The sequence below is a fragment of the Levilactobacillus humaensis genome (genome assembly GCF_024345185.1).
In the GTDB taxonomy this organism is placed as follows: Bacteria; Bacillota; Bacilli; order Lactobacillales; family Lactobacillaceae; genus Levilactobacillus; species Levilactobacillus humaensis.
Map to the genome: position 1 here is coordinate 1 of NZ_BROB01000006.1, position 15,323 is coordinate 15,323.

15 protein-coding genes are annotated in these 15,323 nt (G+C 49.7%); 12 read left to right on the plus strand and 3 right to left on the minus strand.

All coding sequences use genetic code 11. The features are described 5' to 3' along the window. The 6 genes from OCU14_RS11265 to OCU14_RS02910 all read left to right on the plus strand — a co-directional run. On the plus strand, positions 1-83 hold an 83-nt coding region (locus OCU14_RS11265), incomplete at its 5' end, for an IS3 family transposase (RefSeq protein WP_373875067.1). A gap of 197 nt (positions 84-280) precedes the next feature. Next, positions 281-610 carry a hypothetical protein gene (locus tag OCU14_RS02890; RefSeq protein WP_261809728.1) on the plus strand — a complete coding sequence of 110 codons (330 nt, stop codon included), beginning with the start codon at positions 281-283 and terminating at the stop codon, positions 608-610. A 23-nt stretch (positions 611-633) separates the two neighbouring features. Then, entirely contained in the window at positions 634-1,539 is a 906-nt protein-coding gene (locus tag OCU14_RS02895; protein ID WP_261809729.1) for a hypothetical protein, read from the plus strand. Positions 1,540-1,698: 159 nt separating this feature from the next. Beyond that, positions 1,699-4,233 (plus strand): M1 family metallopeptidase, encoded by a 2,535-nt coding sequence (locus OCU14_RS02900; RefSeq protein ID WP_261809730.1) that lies wholly within the window; start codon positions 1,699-1,701, stop codon positions 4,231-4,233. Between the two features lie 191 nt (positions 4,234-4,424). Beyond that, positions 4,425-5,501, plus strand: a complete 1,077-nt coding sequence (locus OCU14_RS02905; RefSeq protein WP_261809731.1) for a hypothetical protein — start codon at positions 4,425-4,427, stop codon at positions 5,499-5,501. 168 nt (positions 5,502-5,669) lie between these two features. Beyond that, entirely contained in the window at positions 5,670-5,822 is a 153-nt protein-coding gene (locus OCU14_RS02910; protein WP_261809732.1) for a hypothetical protein, read from the plus strand. A 47-nt stretch (positions 5,823-5,869) separates the two neighbouring features. Here OCU14_RS02910 and OCU14_RS02915 read toward each other — a convergent pair whose 3' ends face one another. Then, positions 5,870-7,276, minus strand: a complete 1,407-nt coding sequence (locus OCU14_RS02915; protein ID WP_261809733.1) for a C69 family dipeptidase — start codon at positions 7,274-7,276, stop codon at positions 5,870-5,872. A 63-nt stretch (positions 7,277-7,339) separates the two neighbouring features. Further along, a complete protein-coding gene (locus tag OCU14_RS02920) occupies positions 7,340-7,804 on the minus strand; it encodes a MarR family winged helix-turn-helix transcriptional regulator (protein WP_261809734.1) in 465 nt (154 codons plus the stop codon). A 170-nt stretch (positions 7,805-7,974) separates the two neighbouring features. Here OCU14_RS02920 and recQ point away from each other — a divergent pair, with 170 nt between their 5' ends. Both recQ and OCU14_RS02930 read left to right on the plus strand, forming a co-directional pair. Then, positions 7,975-9,756 (plus strand): DNA helicase RecQ, encoded by a 1,782-nt coding sequence (gene recQ, locus OCU14_RS02925; RefSeq protein WP_261809735.1) that lies wholly within the window; start codon positions 7,975-7,977, stop codon positions 9,754-9,756. Positions 9,757-9,934: 178 nt separating this feature from the next. Beyond that, positions 9,935-12,181 (plus strand): ATP-binding cassette domain-containing protein, encoded by a 2,247-nt coding sequence (locus OCU14_RS02930; RefSeq protein ID WP_261809736.1) that lies wholly within the window; start codon positions 9,935-9,937, stop codon positions 12,179-12,181. A 71-nt stretch (positions 12,182-12,252) separates the two neighbouring features. On the opposite strand, the gene OCU14_RS02935 is transcribed toward OCU14_RS02930, so the two are convergent. After that, positions 12,253-12,438, minus strand: coding sequence for a hypothetical protein (locus tag OCU14_RS02935; RefSeq protein WP_261809737.1), 186 nt, complete (start codon positions 12,436-12,438; stop codon positions 12,253-12,255). Positions 12,439-12,572: 134 nt separating this feature from the next. Here OCU14_RS02935 and OCU14_RS02940 point away from each other — a divergent pair, with 134 nt between their 5' ends. The 4 genes from OCU14_RS02940 (at position 12,573) to OCU14_RS02955 (ending at position 15,165) form a co-directional block, all read left to right on the plus strand. Then, complete coding sequence (locus OCU14_RS02940) at positions 12,573-12,890, plus strand: biotin/lipoyl attachment domain-containing protein (RefSeq protein ID WP_261809738.1); 318 nt, start codon at positions 12,573-12,575, stop codon at positions 12,888-12,890. An 18-nt stretch (positions 12,891-12,908) separates the two neighbouring features. Then, a complete protein-coding gene (locus tag OCU14_RS02945; protein WP_261809739.1) occupies positions 12,909-13,802 on the plus strand; it encodes an RluA family pseudouridine synthase in 894 nt (297 codons plus the stop codon). Beyond that, positions 13,799-14,575, plus strand: coding sequence for a DUF1003 domain-containing protein (locus OCU14_RS02950; protein ID WP_261809740.1), 777 nt, complete (start codon positions 13,799-13,801; stop codon positions 14,573-14,575). The genes OCU14_RS02945 and OCU14_RS02950 overlap by 4 nt, the downstream gene beginning before the upstream one ends. 191 nt (positions 14,576-14,766) lie before the next feature. Further along, the gene (locus OCU14_RS02955) at positions 14,767-15,165 is read left to right on the plus strand and encodes a hypothetical protein (protein ID WP_261809741.1); all 399 of its coding nucleotides are present in this window, start codon (positions 14,767-14,769) and stop codon (positions 15,163-15,165) included. The last annotated feature ends 158 nt before the right edge of the window (positions 15,166-15,323 follow it).

Sequence of the window (15,323 nt, forward strand, 5' to 3'; positions counted from 1 at the left end):
ATTGGTTCAATAAAGATCGAATTTCGATGAAGACAAAAGGCTTGAGCCCTATAAATTATAGGAATCAAGCCTCAGTAGCATAAATTAAATTACTATTTGTCTAACTTTTCTATTGCACTTCATCTCTGGGTTCCTTTTTTTATTCGCATCTTTGTCAATTAATATTCTCCTTTAAGTTGACAAAATTGAAAATCGGCGTATATTAGAGAGTGAAAGACGAGGTGAGTGGGTGTTTCTTTTCTTTGATGGTTGTTGTGGTCAACGAATCGGAGGTTAAATAATGGCAGTTAATATCATTACCCTTGGTGAGATGCAGAAAACAACGTATGCGATGAAACTCTATGACACTTTGGGAGAGTACACCGTGGATTATCTTTTAAATGATGACCATGCTGTGGACGAGAAAGTCGAGGACAAAACAGTGGCCTTACTTCAGGAGTGTAATGCCTATGCCAAGGCCAACGGGTTACCCGCACTTTGCGATATCTATGATGTGTTCGGCCTTGAGCAGGACGCCGCAATTATTTACCACATGGTGGCGGATCACTTGATTCAGGAAAAGCAGCAAATCGAAGAATGTGAAATCACCATTAAGCGGCGGCACAACTAGAACACGCAAAGGGAGGAATTTAAATGAGTAGTGAGGAATGGGTCACAACTTGGTTGCGGCTTTGCGAGAAACACGCGGTTAAACCGTGGGAGTTTGATTTTAAACAGTTCTATCTACTAGCGTTGATGACGCCGGAAACCTCTCACTTGGATCTTTGGTTGGATTATAAAAGAGAAGTGTTGGAAGAACCGCGACCGAACGTCTTTACGACACCTTTGGCAGTAGTCGACCATGATCCGGATAAGGTCGCCGGTCCAATCTATGACGAGTTGGGGTGGCCCAACGATGAGAACGTTAAAGGAGATACGATGAACTCCTTTAAAACGACCTTTACCCAGACGATTAGGGCGATGTCGGAAGCTGATAGAAATGAAATTTACCAGAAAATCGGCATTGACGCCGATGAAAAACTTGACCGGCAATATGGCAGACTCCTAAGCGACAAAAATTTTGGCGAGTTTCCCATTATTGCGGAAAACTTTGACCAAATTGAACGGTTTGCTCAGCTGACCCAAGCCATTGGCAATTTTTGGACGCTGGACGCTGAGACCAATCAATTTAGAGGAACCAACGCTGGTATTCGAGATTACTTCGACATTACACTGAGTCAACTTAAAGGCAAGCGGCGTTCCGAGGAATGGTCTAAGTTTATTAAACAGTATTTTCTCCAGCCGTATGTTTATCAGGGAAGTGGTCAGGTTGGGGAACTTTGGCAAGACCACTTCAAACATGGCGTCTATCCCAAGACCAGTCAAGACTTCAAACAGTTTTACACGAATGCCAACCTGATGATTGAAGAGCGGGGAAAGTGGCTGACGAAGAGACTCTGTGAGGACCTCGGGTTGACTAACTTAGCATTCTATCAAGAAGATTTAGCCAATATGACTAAAATTAAGTACTTCGACCAAATTAAAGGAATTATGAGATAAGTCAATTCAGCAGTCGACTCTAAAAGCTGTTGTCATCAACCAAGCAGAAGTGGTTGTTGCCAACAGCTTTTCACATCCAAAAAAGATCCACCGTCTCACGTGGCACTAGGGGGTCAAAAGTGTATAATGAGATTATTCTAATAATTCAAGGAGGAAATCATGACAAAATCCACACACTTTTATCAGATGTTCCAACCCAACCATTACGATATCGCATTAAATATTAACCGCGAAACCAAAGAAATCTCCGGGACGTCCACCATCACCGGTGACGCCTTGGAAAATAAAATTTCTGTTCACCAGAAGTTTATGACCATTCAGTCGGTAACTGCCGACGGTCAAGCCGTTCCCTTTACCTTTGATGACCAGAGCGAAGGCATCCACATCGACCTGGGCAAGACCGGGGAAACGACCGTGGCCATTGCCTTTACGGCACCCCTGACCGACAGCATGATGGGGATTTACCCATCCTACTACGAATTAAACGGGGAGAAAAAGCAGATCATCGGGACGCAGTTTGAAACGACGGCTGCTCGTCAAGCCTTCCCATGTGTCGACGAACCCGAAGCCAAGGCCACTTTTGACCTGGCCATCAGTTTTGACGAACATGAAGGCGAAACGATTATCAGCAACATGCCGGAAGTGAAGACTGAAAATGGCGTCCACACCTTTGACACCACAGTTCGGATGTCGACCTACCTGATTGCGTTTGCCTTTGGGGATCTCCAAAGCAAATTGACTACTACCAAGAGTGGGGTTCAGGTTGGGGTCTTCGCTACGAAGGCGCACCAAGCCAACGAACTCGACTTCGCCTTAGACATTGCTAAGCGCTCAATCGAATTCTACGAAGATTTCTACCAGACACCATACCCACTACCACATTCATGGCAATTGGCCTTACCTGACTTCTCAGCCGGGGCCATGGAGAACTGGGGGCTGGTCACTTACCGGGAAGCTTACCTGGTCTTAGACCCTGACAACACGACGCCTGACATGAAGATGTTAGTTGCCACGGTGATCTCTCACGAACTGGCGCACCAATGGTTCGGGGACCTCGTCACCATGAAATGGTGGGACAACCTCTGGCTTAACGAGAGTTTTGCCAACATGATGGAATACGTGGCGATCGACGCCATCGAACCCGACTGGCATGTCTGGGAGATGTTCCAGACTTCTGACGTTCCGATGGCTCTGCAACGGGACGCAACGGATGGGGTTCAACCCGTCCACGTTCAGGTTGAAGACCCCGCCGAAATTGACGCCATCTTCGACAGTGCCATCGTTTACGCCAAGGGTGCTCGGATGTTAGTCATGGTCCGGACGCTGATTGGGGACGATGCCTTACGCAAGGGCTTGAAGGCCTACTTTGCCGCTCACCACTACGGCAATGCCACGGGGGATGACCTCTGGGCGGCCTTGGGTGACGCCTCCGGGATGGACGTTGGGGCCGTCATGAACTCTTGGTTGGAACAACCGGGTTATCCAGTCGTTTCCGCTAAGGTTGTCGACGGGCAATTGACGTTGTCCCAGAAGCAATTCTTCATTGGTGAAGGCCAAGAGGTTGGCCGTCAATGGCAAGTGCCATTGAACAGCAACTACGATGCCGCTCCCGTCCTCTTAAAGGATCACGAGGTTGTCGTTGGGGATTACGCCCAGCTACGTCAAGCCAGTGGCAAGCCGTTCCGCTTAAATGTTGGGAACAACTCCCACTTTATCGTGGCTTACGACGACACGTTGCTGCAAGACATTCTGGATCACGTGGATGACTTCGACAGCATTACCCAGCATCAAATTCTGCAAGACCTTCAGCTCTTAGCCGAAGGCCGTCAGATTTCTTACGGGACCTTAGTTCCACTGTTGACGCGTTTTGCCGATAACCAATCGACATTGGTTGCCACGTCACTGTACGCCATCGCTGGCGAGTTGAAGAAATTCGTCACGCCAGGTTCAGCTGAAGAGACCCAAGTGAAGGCTTACTTTGATCAACTGAGTGCCGGTCAAGTTGCCCGTTTGGGTTGGGATGATCGCGACTCTGACAGTCTCGATGACCAGTTAATCCGGCCAACAGTGCTGAGTGCCGCCTTATATGCTGAGAACCCGGCAGCGGTTGCGGCCGCCCATGACTTGTTCACGGCTAACAGGGATCACTTGGAGAGCTTACCAGCCTCGACGCGTTTCCTGATTATTCGTAATGAAGTTAAGCATTTCGGCAGTGCTGCCTTGATTAGCGACTTACTGGCAGCCTACCGGGCAACCAGCAATGCCAGCTACAAGTCTGACCTGACCTACGCGGTAACGGCCACGACTGACCCCGAACAAATCACGCGCTTGGTTGGTATTTTTGAAGATACCGACACCGTTAAGCCCCAAGACTTGCGGTCATGGTTCTACGGCGTTCTGCGTAACGACCGTGGCGAACAAGCGGCCTGGGATTGGATTCGGACTGACTGGCAATGGCTGGAAGACACGGTTGGTGGGGATATGGAATTCAGTACCTTCATCACCTTCATCTCTCGTATCTTCGGGACACCAGAACGATTGGCAGAATTCAAGGCCTTCTTCGAACCTAAGATCAACACCCCAGGTTTGACCCGTGAAATTCAGATGGACATCAAGGTCATCGAGAGTCGCGTAGACTTGATTGAAGCCGAAAAGTCGGCGGTCACTGCAGCTGTTGCAGAGGCTGTTAAATAATTAAAGTTTAAAACGAAACGGGAGCCCATGAGGGGTTCCCGTTTTTGAGTCGACTGGAAAGTCGGTTTCGAAGATTAAAGTCTATGGTATACTGAGACTACCAATGTGAGCGGCTAACTTTGAAGCAAGTCAGGACCTCCGGCGGAACACCGCGGGGGTCCTTTCGTATTTGATAAGGTGAGGAGACCAGCATGACTGAACTGCTAAACTACTTTCAATCGATTCAAATTAAGGGGATGGGGTGGATTCTCCTGGTGAGCCTGTTCCTCTTGGGCAATCTCCCCATCCTGATTATCGTCTATACCTATCTAGCGGCAGTGATGATCATGCGGACAATCTTGGCCCATTTTCCTAAAGGTGCCAAGCTGGGGCTTATCGGGATTTATGGCCTACTACTGGCCTTGCAGATTGTCTTTGTTTCTGTCGGCGTCTTCCCGCTACGGGGCCAGACGGTGATGTACTTTCCAGCCAAGGCACTGGGTGTGGTGATGCTCCTCTTTCCCCTATGGGTAGAGCGATTTGTGACGACAAATAACCAGACGGCATTTTATCTGCCGACCGTGGAGGAGTTCGCTACGGTTAGTTTTGATGAAATGCGGCACGATACCGATAAATTACGGTCGGTCTTGGCCGCAACCACCGATGCCAAGGACAAGGTTTCTGTGGCTCATCTCAAGACGATTCTGGCGGATTTACCACGGCACAGTGCCACCCGTTATATCAATCATGGCACCTTGACCGAGGATTATTTCGAGGCCGCGACGGCCACTTTAGATGACCAACGGCTGTATTTAGCGGTTTCCAACACGGGGAGTGCGGCCAGCGAAATGATCTCTGTGGTAACGCGCAAGCAGTTCAATCACGTGTCCCTGGCATTTGACCGGGATCTGGCGACCATCATCAGTTACAACGGGGGTGACAACGTCTATCCACCGGGGATGAATGCTGAAACGCTGGAATTCTTCCATCAGAAGGCTGGCGCGTCTATTCTGGTGTATAGTCTGCCGGTGACCGTGGCGCAGAAGCAATTCGTGATTGATAAGATTGCCGAGATTAACCGCGAGGGGAGCGCCTACAACATGGTAGGCCTCGTCTCCAAGCATTCGGCCAAGCCTAACATTATGTTTTGTTCTCAGTTTGTCTATAAGATGTTGAAGCAAGCTGGGGTCGCTTACTTCGATAAACCCGGTGGCGATGTGCGTCCGACCGATTTTATTGAACAGGACTATTACAAGAAATTAAAATTTGAATATGAGCTGACCTTCTAGGTTGGCTGGTGGCTCGGAACTTTTCCGGGCCTTTTTGATCCGGTAAACTAGCATTGGTGTCGGTTCCATTGGGAGACTTGTAAGGAGTTTACGTTTCGGTCTATACGGCCATAGGTTAAGGTAGTTATACTGACAAGAAAGATTAAATTAGCCATTAGGAGGCATTCCATGACGACGACTCAACCGCCTGTCTCACCCATCTCAAGGAACCAGGATCTGCCGACACCACCGCTCGCTTTAACCAATGAAGCACGGGTGACCTGGGCCATGGAGGCCTTCCGCACCCGTTTACGAGATAATAATTGGTGTCGCGAAAACTAAAAAAGCCCGTTTCCGAAGATGGGAAACGAGCCGTGAGACAGTTTAAATTAGTCGTTCAAGTTGTAACGAAGCTTCATGTGTTCGGAACCAAAGGTGACCATGTCGCCCAATAACTTCGTGGTCCGAGTGAAGGATTCTTGGGACAACTTTTCGTTGGCATCCAGCAACGTGGACTTAACGTCGGCACCATCTTGGATGGCGGCATCAGTGGCATGTTGTATTTCACGATAAGCTGACATTGCTTGCAGAGCATACGTGTTCCGGAAGTCGACGTACAGGTCGTAGTCGGTGTCTCCCAGCAGAGCAACGGTACAACTGAGCCAGTACATGTGGTTCATGTTGAAGGTGCCATCGGCATCCTTGTAAACGGCTGGTGTATCATCAACGTTAGCGTAGAATGGGACAACCGTGTTGAACGTGTTGGCACCGAAGGCTAACCAGTGAATTCCGCCGATACTTTCTGGCACGTTGTTCCGGATTTGCAAGATGTGAACGTCGTGGTTCCGGTTGATCCCGATTGGACGGAAGAGCTTCTTGTCGTCTTCAGAGCCGTGACCATAAACGTCATACTTCGTGTTTTCGTAGTGAGAACTCAGCACGAATTTCACGTCTTCAATCGAAATCTTACGGTTAGCATGGCAGATAAATGGTAAGTCTTGGCCTTGTGGATCTTGTTCGATTTCTGGGTTGAAGTACTTTTGACCGAACCAGGCACGGGGGTTGTTGTAAACCGTATCCTTGGTGGAAGCACTCCCGAAAATGTGACGCAGGTTAACACCCTTGAAGTCAGGGTTCAATTGGTATTTGGCGATCAGGTCTTCCAAATCGTCAGAAGCCAGCGTGTCATCGGCAGCAAAGTCAAAGTCGTCGATGTTCATCCGGTTAGGGGCAACCACGTAGGCGTCATCGGGGATGCGCTTAGCAGCCCAGTGATGACCACCGATGGTTTCTAACCACCAAATTTCGTCATGGTCAGAGAAGGCAATACCGTTTGGTTCGTAGGTCCCGTATTCTTTAAGTAGGCTACCTAAACGTTCAACACCTTCACGGGCGCTGTGAATGTAAGGCAGAACCAAGGTAACGAGGTCTTCTTCACCAATACCACCGGCAACGTAAGGGTCAATACCTAAGATGCGGGAGTTCGTGGTAATGGTTTCGGTTGCGGACATGGCCACATTCTCACTGTTGATACCGGCGGCTGGCCAGATACCATTAGTCAGAATTGAGTTAGGAATAGAGGTGTAACGCATTGGGTTATCGGGTAATTTAACTTCAACACCACTGATAACCGCCTTGTAATTGGTAGGTTGGTCGCTAGGATTAACGACAACAAAGCGTTCTGGATCAAGCGCCTCGTGACCGTCATCGTTCCGTGAGATAATTGTGGAACCATCTAGTGACGCTTTTTTACCGACTAAAATCGTTGTACATGAGCCTTTTATTCTTTTTTCCATGAATGCAGCACTCCTTTTGATCAATATTATAGCATTGATAACTAGGGGAATTGAAGTGGTTCCTCATTTTTCTTTAATGATTGATTGGTGAGCCAGCAGGCGTTGGAGATCAGCGATAATAGCTTGATTTTCCAGTAACGCCAGTTGACCCTCGGTGGGTGAAAGTTGTTGTTGTGCGGTCAGTTGTTGAATGGCCTGGCCGACCGGCACTTGCGCCTGACGTCCCTGATCGGTGAGGTGAATGATCAGTTGTCGGCGATCGGTAGCTACCGGACGACGCTGAATCCAGCCACGTTGCTCCATGCGGCGTAGGAGGGGCGTTAAGGTATTACTGCCGAAGTCGAGTTGGGTGCCCAAAGTATGGAGCGGTTGATGGTCAGCCTCCCACAACATGCGAAGAACCAGGTATTGTGGATAGGTCAGTGCAAATGGCTGGAGGGCTTGCTGATAAAGTTTGATATAGAGACGACTGGCGCGATAAAGCGCAAAGCAAAGCTGGTTGGCCAACGACTGATCCGACACGTTCATACCTGATTCCTCCTAATATTTCGCCGTTTAATTGCACACAATTTAGTTCACTATAGGCGAATTGATCTTAGCTGTCAACCATTTTTGCCGTTTACCGAATAAATTCATTAGTTGTCAGGGCGACTAATTGCCAGTAAAATGGGACCAGTGACTAAAAGGAGTAAGCATTAATGGACTTAACGGCTGCACAAAAAATTTTAAAAACGACCTTCGGGTATGACACCTTCCGGCCGGGACAACGGGCCGTGATTGAGCATGTCCTTTCAGGCGAGAGTAGTCTGGCAATCATGCCCACGGGTGGGGGAAAGTCGCTCTGTTATCAGATCCCGGCTTTGCTCTTCAATGGCATTACCGTTGTTGTGTCGCCGCTAATCTCTCTGATGAAGGATCAAGTTGATGCTTTAAATGATAGCGGCGTGCCAGCAACCTTTATTAACAGCTCGCTGGAATGGCCGGAGATTCAGGATCGACTGGCCGCGCTCCATCGAGGAGATTACAAGTTACTCTACGTGGCGCCTGAACGACTCGATTCTGCCGCCTTTTTGGCAGCATTGGGGCAATTACCCGTCGATCTGTTGGCCGTGGATGAAGCGCACTGTATTTCACAGTGGGGCCATGACTTCCGGCCTAGTTATTTAGCATTGAGCACGGCCATTGAGCAACTGCCAACACGGCCGCAGGTGCTCGCCCTCACGGCGACGGCGACGACTCAGGTAGCGGCAGATATCTGTCAGCAACTCAAGATTGATCCCCAAAATGAGGTCAATACCGGCTTTGCTCGGGACAACCTGGATTTAACCGTGGTCAAGGACCAAGATACAGATCGCTATATTTTAGATTATTTAAAAGTAAATGAAGGGGAAACTGGCATTATTTACGCCAGCACCCGTAAAGAAGTTACCCGATTAACGGCGATGTTAGGCCGGCACCACGTCAAGGCGGCTGCCTATCACGCGGGTCTTGATGATGACGTTCGTCGTCAAAACCAAGAGGACTTTCTCTACGATCGGATTCAAGTAATGGTGGCCACCAATGCCTTCGGGATGGGGATCGACAAGAGCAATGTACGCTTCGTGATTCATGCCCAGGTGCCTGGTACCCTTGAAGCTTACTATCAAGAGGCTGGGCGAGCCGGACGAGATGGTCTACCCAGTGAAGCCATCTTGCTCTTCCGGGCCCAAGACCTCCAGATTCAACACTTCTTCATTGACCAGTCCGAACGAGACGATGATCACAAGCAACGGGAGTATCAGAAGCTGCAGGTGATGAGTCAGTATGCCAATACTGAAGATTGCCTGCAACAGTTTATTCTGGCTTATTTTGGCGAAAAATCCGAGCCGTGTGGCCGTTGTAGTAATTGTCGTGACGATCGGGAACAACAGGATATCACACTGGACGCTCAGAAGGTGTTGTCCTGCGTGATGCGACTGCGCTCACGTTATGGCAGGAGTATCGCGGCTCAGGTCCTGACGGGGTCCAACAACCAACGGATTCGCGAGAATCACCTGGAAGACGTGAAGACCTATGGCATCATGGCTTCCGAACGCCAGAAAACAGTTAGTGAGCTGATTGATTTTCTAACGGCAACGGGCTACCTGAATGCTGTGGGTGGACAATACCCAATTCTTCAAGTGACCGAACAAGGTGGTGAGGTCTTGCGGGGAGGGACCCAGGTTTACCGCAAGATGGCCCGTCAGGCTAAACGGCTGGCTCCGGTGGATGACGAACTCTTCCAACGGTTACGTGGCTTACGACATACGTTAGCCGAACAACAACACGTGCCACCGTTTGTGATCTTTTCGGATAAGGCGTTACGTGCAATGTGCGCGGACCAACCCCAAACGGACGAGGCCTTCCTCGCAGTCAAGGGTGTGGGCCAAAGCAAGTTAGCTAAGTATGGGGAACAATTTATGAATGAAATTCGGGGATTCTTGGCGGTCAAGGATGACTAATTGTCGTTGCCAAGAATGATTCTCATAGGCGGCTGGAACCAAGTTTCGGCCGCCTTTTGGCTACTATCGGCGATATGACCACTTAGTGATGATTCATAAGCCAACTTACTTTGATGATGAACTAGATTGTGATACGCTATTTTAGCTGTGTTGCTCAGGTTTTGCGAGGAGGTCCAGGATGGCTAATTCAGATTTTATCGAGATTATTAATGACCGGGAAAACAACTTACAGAATGTGAGTTTGAAGATTCCCAAGAACCAACTGACGGTCTTTACCGGCGTGTCGGGTTCAGGGAAGTCCTCGATTATCTTCGAGACGATTGCCCAGGAGGCGGGACGTCAGCTTAACAGTACATATGACAGCTTTACACGGTTGTACCTGCCTCATTATCAGCGACCGGATGTAGATGCGGTTCACAATCTATCACCGGCCATTGTGATTGATCAGAAGCCCCTTGGTGGCAATGCGCGTTCAACTTTGGGAACGGTCAGTGATATCAGTGCCCTATTTCGTATTCTGTTCTCACGCTTTGGCCGTCCCCAGTATGGCTCGGGAAGCAATGCCTTTTCTTTTAACGATCCAGCGGGGATGTGTCCCGACTGTGAGGGAATTGGCAAGACTTATCGGATTGATGAATCGGCCATCTTAGACGATCACTTATCGATTGCCGAAGGGGCTATCCAGTTACCTGGCTATGGACCGAAAGGGTTTCAATACCAGGCATTAAAGGCTACCGGCTGGTTTGATCTAGATCTTCCAATAGCGGACTATTCGGCGGAGACGAGAGAACGCCTCTTAAATGGCGAATGTCCAGTAACAGTGGCGTTTAAGGAGACCATCTTCAACGTGAACTTCGAAGGCCTGATTCGGCAATTCACGCGGCAGAACTTGAAGAACGGCAAGGGTAACACCGAGGGTGCCCGCAAGAAAATTGAAAAGTTTGCGACCATGCAACCTTGCCCAACCTGTGAGGGCAAACGTTTCAACCCGTCAGTGTTGGCGGCTAAGATTAAGGGCTATAACATCTACGACTTCACGGCACTGCAACTCGATGAGCTGTTAGAAGTACTGACCACCTTTGATGAGGCCCCAATGGCGGGACTGATCGCGGGCATCCGCGAGCGCGTCCAAGGTCTAGTCGATGTGGGCTTGGATTATTTGAGCCTGACCAGAGAGACCACGACCTTGTCCGGCGGTGAGTCGCAGCGGGTGAAGACCGTGAAGTATTTGGCCAATAGTCTGACGGGGATGCTCTACATCTTGGATGAACCCAGTACGGGACTTCATCCGCGTGATGTTCATCGCCTCAATGATCTCCTCTGTCGATTGCGGGACAAAGGAAATACCGTGCTGGTGGTTGAACACGATCCCGATGTGATACAGGTGGCGGACTATGTCGTTGACATGGGGCCGGGTGCCGGGATTCATGGGGGTCAGGTGATGTTTACGGGGACCTACGACGCCTTACGTGACTCAGATACCTTGACGGCCCGGTATCTCAATCGCCATTTGCCGATCAATCCCACACCTCGACAGGCCCAGGACTTTTTAACGAGTCAGCCAAGTTCACGGCATAACTTGAAGAACGTTGCCCTGGCGATTCCGAAGGGCCTGTTTACCGTCATCACCGGGGTGGCAGGTTCCGGCAAGAGTACCTTGGTCGAACAAGTCTTTGCGCAGGAACATCCTGAGGCCATTCAGATTACGCAGCGGCCACTCCATGCCAATAGTCGGTCGAATCCAGCCACTTATATGGGGGTGCTCAACGATATCCGGGAACAGTTGGCAACGGCCAATAACGTCAGTGACAGCCTGTTCAGTGCCAACTCTGCGGGGGCTTGTCCTAAATGTCAGGGGAAGGGAACGCTTGAATTAAATCTTTCCTTTATGGAAAACGCAACGATCGAATGTCCCGTTTGCCATGGTGGTCGTTTCGATCCTCAGGTACTGCAATATCAACTTCGCGGTCAAAACATTCAAGAAATTATGGCAATGACGGTGGAAGAAGCCAGCACCTTCTTTGCCGATACCAAGGTGGCAAAGAAACTTGCCCATTTACAAGAGGTCGGATTAGATTATCTCGCTTTAGGCCAACCCCTCAGCACTTTGTCTGGTGGGGAAGGGCAACGGCTGAAAATTGCCAAGGAACTCAACAAGAAGGGTAATCTCTATATCTTAGACGAGCCCACGACGGGACTCCATGCGGCCGACATTAAAGTGATTATCGGGATTATTAATCGACTGGTAGACCGTGGCAACACGGTCATTGTAATCGAACACAACCTGGATGTGATGCGTAGTGCGGACTGGCTGATTGATATCGGTCCAGACGGCGGGTCTAAGGGTGGCGAAATCTTATACAGCGGGCCAGTAGCGGGCGTTACGGCCGTTGAACGCTCCGTCACCGGACAGTATTTGAAATAAATGACGACATGAAAAAGGTCTCATCGCAACGACAGAAAGTCATTGTGATGAAACCTTTCTTAGACCAAAGTCTAGATGCAGAGCCAACCGCCCATGCCAACTAGTGCCACGCCAATCACTGAGAAAATGGCGAGTAGCACCGTCGCATCGTGGTCTTTCTTCATGGCCGGATAGAGCTTGACCGCGATAAAAATCAAAAGTAATACGCCGGTAATTAAAATCAGCGTCCCCGTGAGACTATTGTGTGACATCATCATGGTGTCCACACCCCCTTATTGCTCCTATTATACCCATTTTAGGTTAAGAGGTGGTAAATAATTCCCGCGGATTATGGGCCTATGTTAAAATGAAACTTAATGAGAAGTCAGACGAAAGGTGAGGGGTGACAGGAATGATTGACAAAGCAGAATTAAGCGCCAGTGCCTTGTGGTTAGCGCCGCAAGAAGCGGGCGTTATTCGGATTGGTTTTGCCGACGACGGTCGGGAGCTCTTGGGTCCGGTCACGCAAATTGCGTGGTTGGTTAAGTCGGGGAACTTAGAACTTGGGACACCATTCATGACGGTCAAGGGTGCCAAAGATGGACTTGTACTCCGAACACCTTTTGCCGGGCGAATTGTTCGGATTAATACCGGATTGGTGGACCATCCGGAATGGTTGGATCACCGCAATGATGAGCTCGATTGGCTGTTTGACGTCGTCGATGACTAGGTAGGGGGCAAACAAACGATGGAACTTTCTTGGCGGGTGCAGGCACCCGTATCCAGTATGAAAAAATTTTTGAATCAGCAAGGCCTCAGTCACCGGGTTTATAGTGATTTAAAGGCACAGGGAATCATTCGCGTTAATGGGAAGCAGGCCAGTCCAGCCGTCGATCTCCTAGTTGGGGACACGGTTCAGGTGGACTTACCCCCCGAGGTTGCTGACGATAGTGTGGCCACCAGTGACGTGCCGATTGACGTGCTCTTCGAGAATCGTGATTGGCTCTTGGTCGACAAGCCTGCCGGCCTCAACGTCGTTCCCGGTCCCGCTAATCGAACAGATACCTTGGTGAACCGCATCAAGGGGCATTGGCAGGCTACCAACGCTGAGAATCAAGTGCCCCACATTTTGACCCGGCTGGACCGCTTCACGAGTGGCGTGGTCTGGGTGGCTCGGCACCGGTTAGCCAACAGTCTTGCCAGTCAAATGCAGGCGGACAAGCGGCTTCAGAAGCGATACTTTGCCATTGTGAGTGGCCAGGTTAAGGATGACCATGGGACGATTGACGCCCCGCTAGCCAGTGATCCCGGTGGCTTTAACCAGATGGTATCACCAGAAGGAAAGCCGGCCTTAACGGAGTATTGGGTGCGTGAGCGTTTTGCTGCCGCAACACTGGTTGAGGTGCAATTACATACGGGCCGGACGCATCAGATTCGGGCACATTTTGCCTCGATTGGTCACCCCTTGATTGGGGATGACCTGTACGCGGGTCCAGCCAATCCGGGCATCGATCGACAGGCTTTGCATGCACGCCTGCTGGCCTTTACGGATCCCTTTAGCGGAGAACCTCGCAAATTTATCAGTCCCTTTCCAGCAGATTGGGAAGCTTTAGTGACGGCACTAAGGAGTGAGTCCAAATGACAACTGAAAATCAACTAACCTGTCTGGTGGATGGGGAACCGGTCTCGCTCGAAACGAGCCTGCAATTGGCAGAACTCGATGCCGGTCTGAGAAATCGGATCAAGCGGGAGTTTCCTCAGTCTCAGCCAGGGGACTATATTTGTGGCCATCACCTGTTAAAGTATCGGTTGGAACATGTCGACGCCATGATTAACGCCGATCTCAAGCAAACGAAAAAGATTAATAACAAGTTAACCAAGGCTTTACAGAGCGACGACTACGATATTGTCGATGTTAACGAAACCTTGACGGAGAGCTTAACCTTTGGGCAAAAGGTTTCCGATGACGTGGCGCACTTTGGGGGGTCTTGGGGGTTCATCTTGGCCTTTATGATTGTGTTATTGGCCTGGATGTTTGTCAATGGGCTCCACTTATTTGGCATCAACTTTGACAACTACCCCTTCATTCTGTTAAATTTAGTGCTTAGTTGTGTGGCGGCCATTCAAGCCCCCATCATCATGATGAGTCAAAACCGGTCGGCTGATCGGGACCGCATGATGGCTGAAAACGACTATCACGTAAATTTGAAGTCAGAACACGAACTCCGGTTACTCCATGCAAAGGTGGATCACTTGGCGCAAAACCAAGTGCCTCACACCATGGAGATTGCCCGGTTCCAATTAGAAATTCTCGGTGAAATTCGCCAAGAATTAGGTGAGCTTCGAACCCAAGAACATGTGGGTTCGACCACCACACGAAGGGAGTCGCCCCATGAAGACGTGGATCACAGCTAGTGCATTATTTGTTGTTGGCTTGTTCTTTGGTCAACGCGTGGCCGTTAAATTGGCCCACTAATGCGGCTTTATTAAGTCTAAAATAAAGGTCCGCCGTTCCACCGGTTATTCATCCGGGGATGGGGGACCTTTATGACTGATTGTCACTTTTTGTTAACGATCCTCATAGATTATGTAAGGAGTTGTAACGGATGAAGGATAATATTCAACTCGGCGATGCCGAATTTGGTCAAATGATGCTGGTTCTTAAGGAACCGGTCACGCAGGCCAATCACAAGGAATTCAAGTTTCTCGACGGTGAAATGCAGGAGATTGCCCCAGATATCTGGGCTATGCCAGCCTACATGACGGATGATGACGACTTCACCATGTTTTTCCTAACGACGCAGATCGAGTCTGGAGAAACGGTGGTAGCCTTCGCTACCGGGGATGCCAGTCATGGCGACTTCCGGTTAAGTGACCCACTGATTACGGGAGAGGGCTTGAATCTGCTGCACCAGCAAAAGCCGGATCGGGCCAAACGCGTCCTTAAGTTTTTGAACGACATTTCTAAGGCCAGTGAAGGTAACTGGCGGATGGTTACTGACTAACCGACTTGTTGGCTTAGAGGATTAACGGGCAAAACGATAACGCTTGACACACCGGCATTTCGGCCGGTATACTAATAAAAATTTAGTTCCTTTAACAACGTCCCGTGAGGCGGTGAAGGGTTCGATTCCTGGCGATAGTTGCCTGGCTAATTGGCGAA

Coding starts and splice junctions, on each gene's coding strand:
- OCU14_RS02945 (WP_261809739.1), top strand. CDS start 12,909: ATGGAACTTTCTTGGCGGGTGCAGGCACCCGTATCCAGTATGAAAAAA.
- OCU14_RS02890 (WP_261809728.1), top strand. CDS start 281: ATGGCAGTTAATATCATTACCCTTGGTGAGATGCAGAAAACAACGTAT.
- OCU14_RS02935 (WP_261809737.1), bottom strand. CDS start 12,438: ATGATGATGTCACACAATAGTCTCACGGGGACGCTGATTTTAATTACC.
- OCU14_RS02910 (WP_261809732.1), top strand. CDS start 5,670: ATGACGACGACTCAACCGCCTGTCTCACCCATCTCAAGGAACCAGGAT.
- OCU14_RS02940 (WP_261809738.1), top strand. CDS start 12,573: ATGATTGACAAAGCAGAATTAAGCGCCAGTGCCTTGTGGTTAGCGCCG.
- OCU14_RS02905 (WP_261809731.1), top strand. CDS start 4,425: ATGACTGAACTGCTAAACTACTTTCAATCGATTCAAATTAAGGGGATG.
- OCU14_RS02915 (WP_261809733.1), bottom strand. CDS start 7,276: ATGGAAAAAAGAATAAAAGGCTCATGTACAACGATTTTAGTCGGTAAA.
- OCU14_RS02900 (WP_261809730.1), top strand. CDS start 1,699: ATGACAAAATCCACACACTTTTATCAGATGTTCCAACCCAACCATTAC.
- OCU14_RS02930 (WP_261809736.1), top strand. CDS start 9,935: ATGGCTAATTCAGATTTTATCGAGATTATTAATGACCGGGAAAACAAC.
- OCU14_RS02920 (WP_261809734.1), bottom strand. CDS start 7,804: ATGAACGTGTCGGATCAGTCGTTGGCCAACCAGCTTTGCTTTGCGCTT.
- OCU14_RS02950 (WP_261809740.1), top strand. CDS start 13,799: ATGACAACTGAAAATCAACTAACCTGTCTGGTGGATGGGGAACCGGTC.
- OCU14_RS02895 (WP_261809729.1), top strand. CDS start 634: ATGAGTAGTGAGGAATGGGTCACAACTTGGTTGCGGCTTTGCGAGAAA.
- OCU14_RS02955 (WP_261809741.1), top strand. CDS start 14,767: ATGAAGGATAATATTCAACTCGGCGATGCCGAATTTGGTCAAATGATG.
- recQ (WP_261809735.1), top strand. CDS start 7,975: ATGGACTTAACGGCTGCACAAAAAATTTTAAAAACGACCTTCGGGTAT.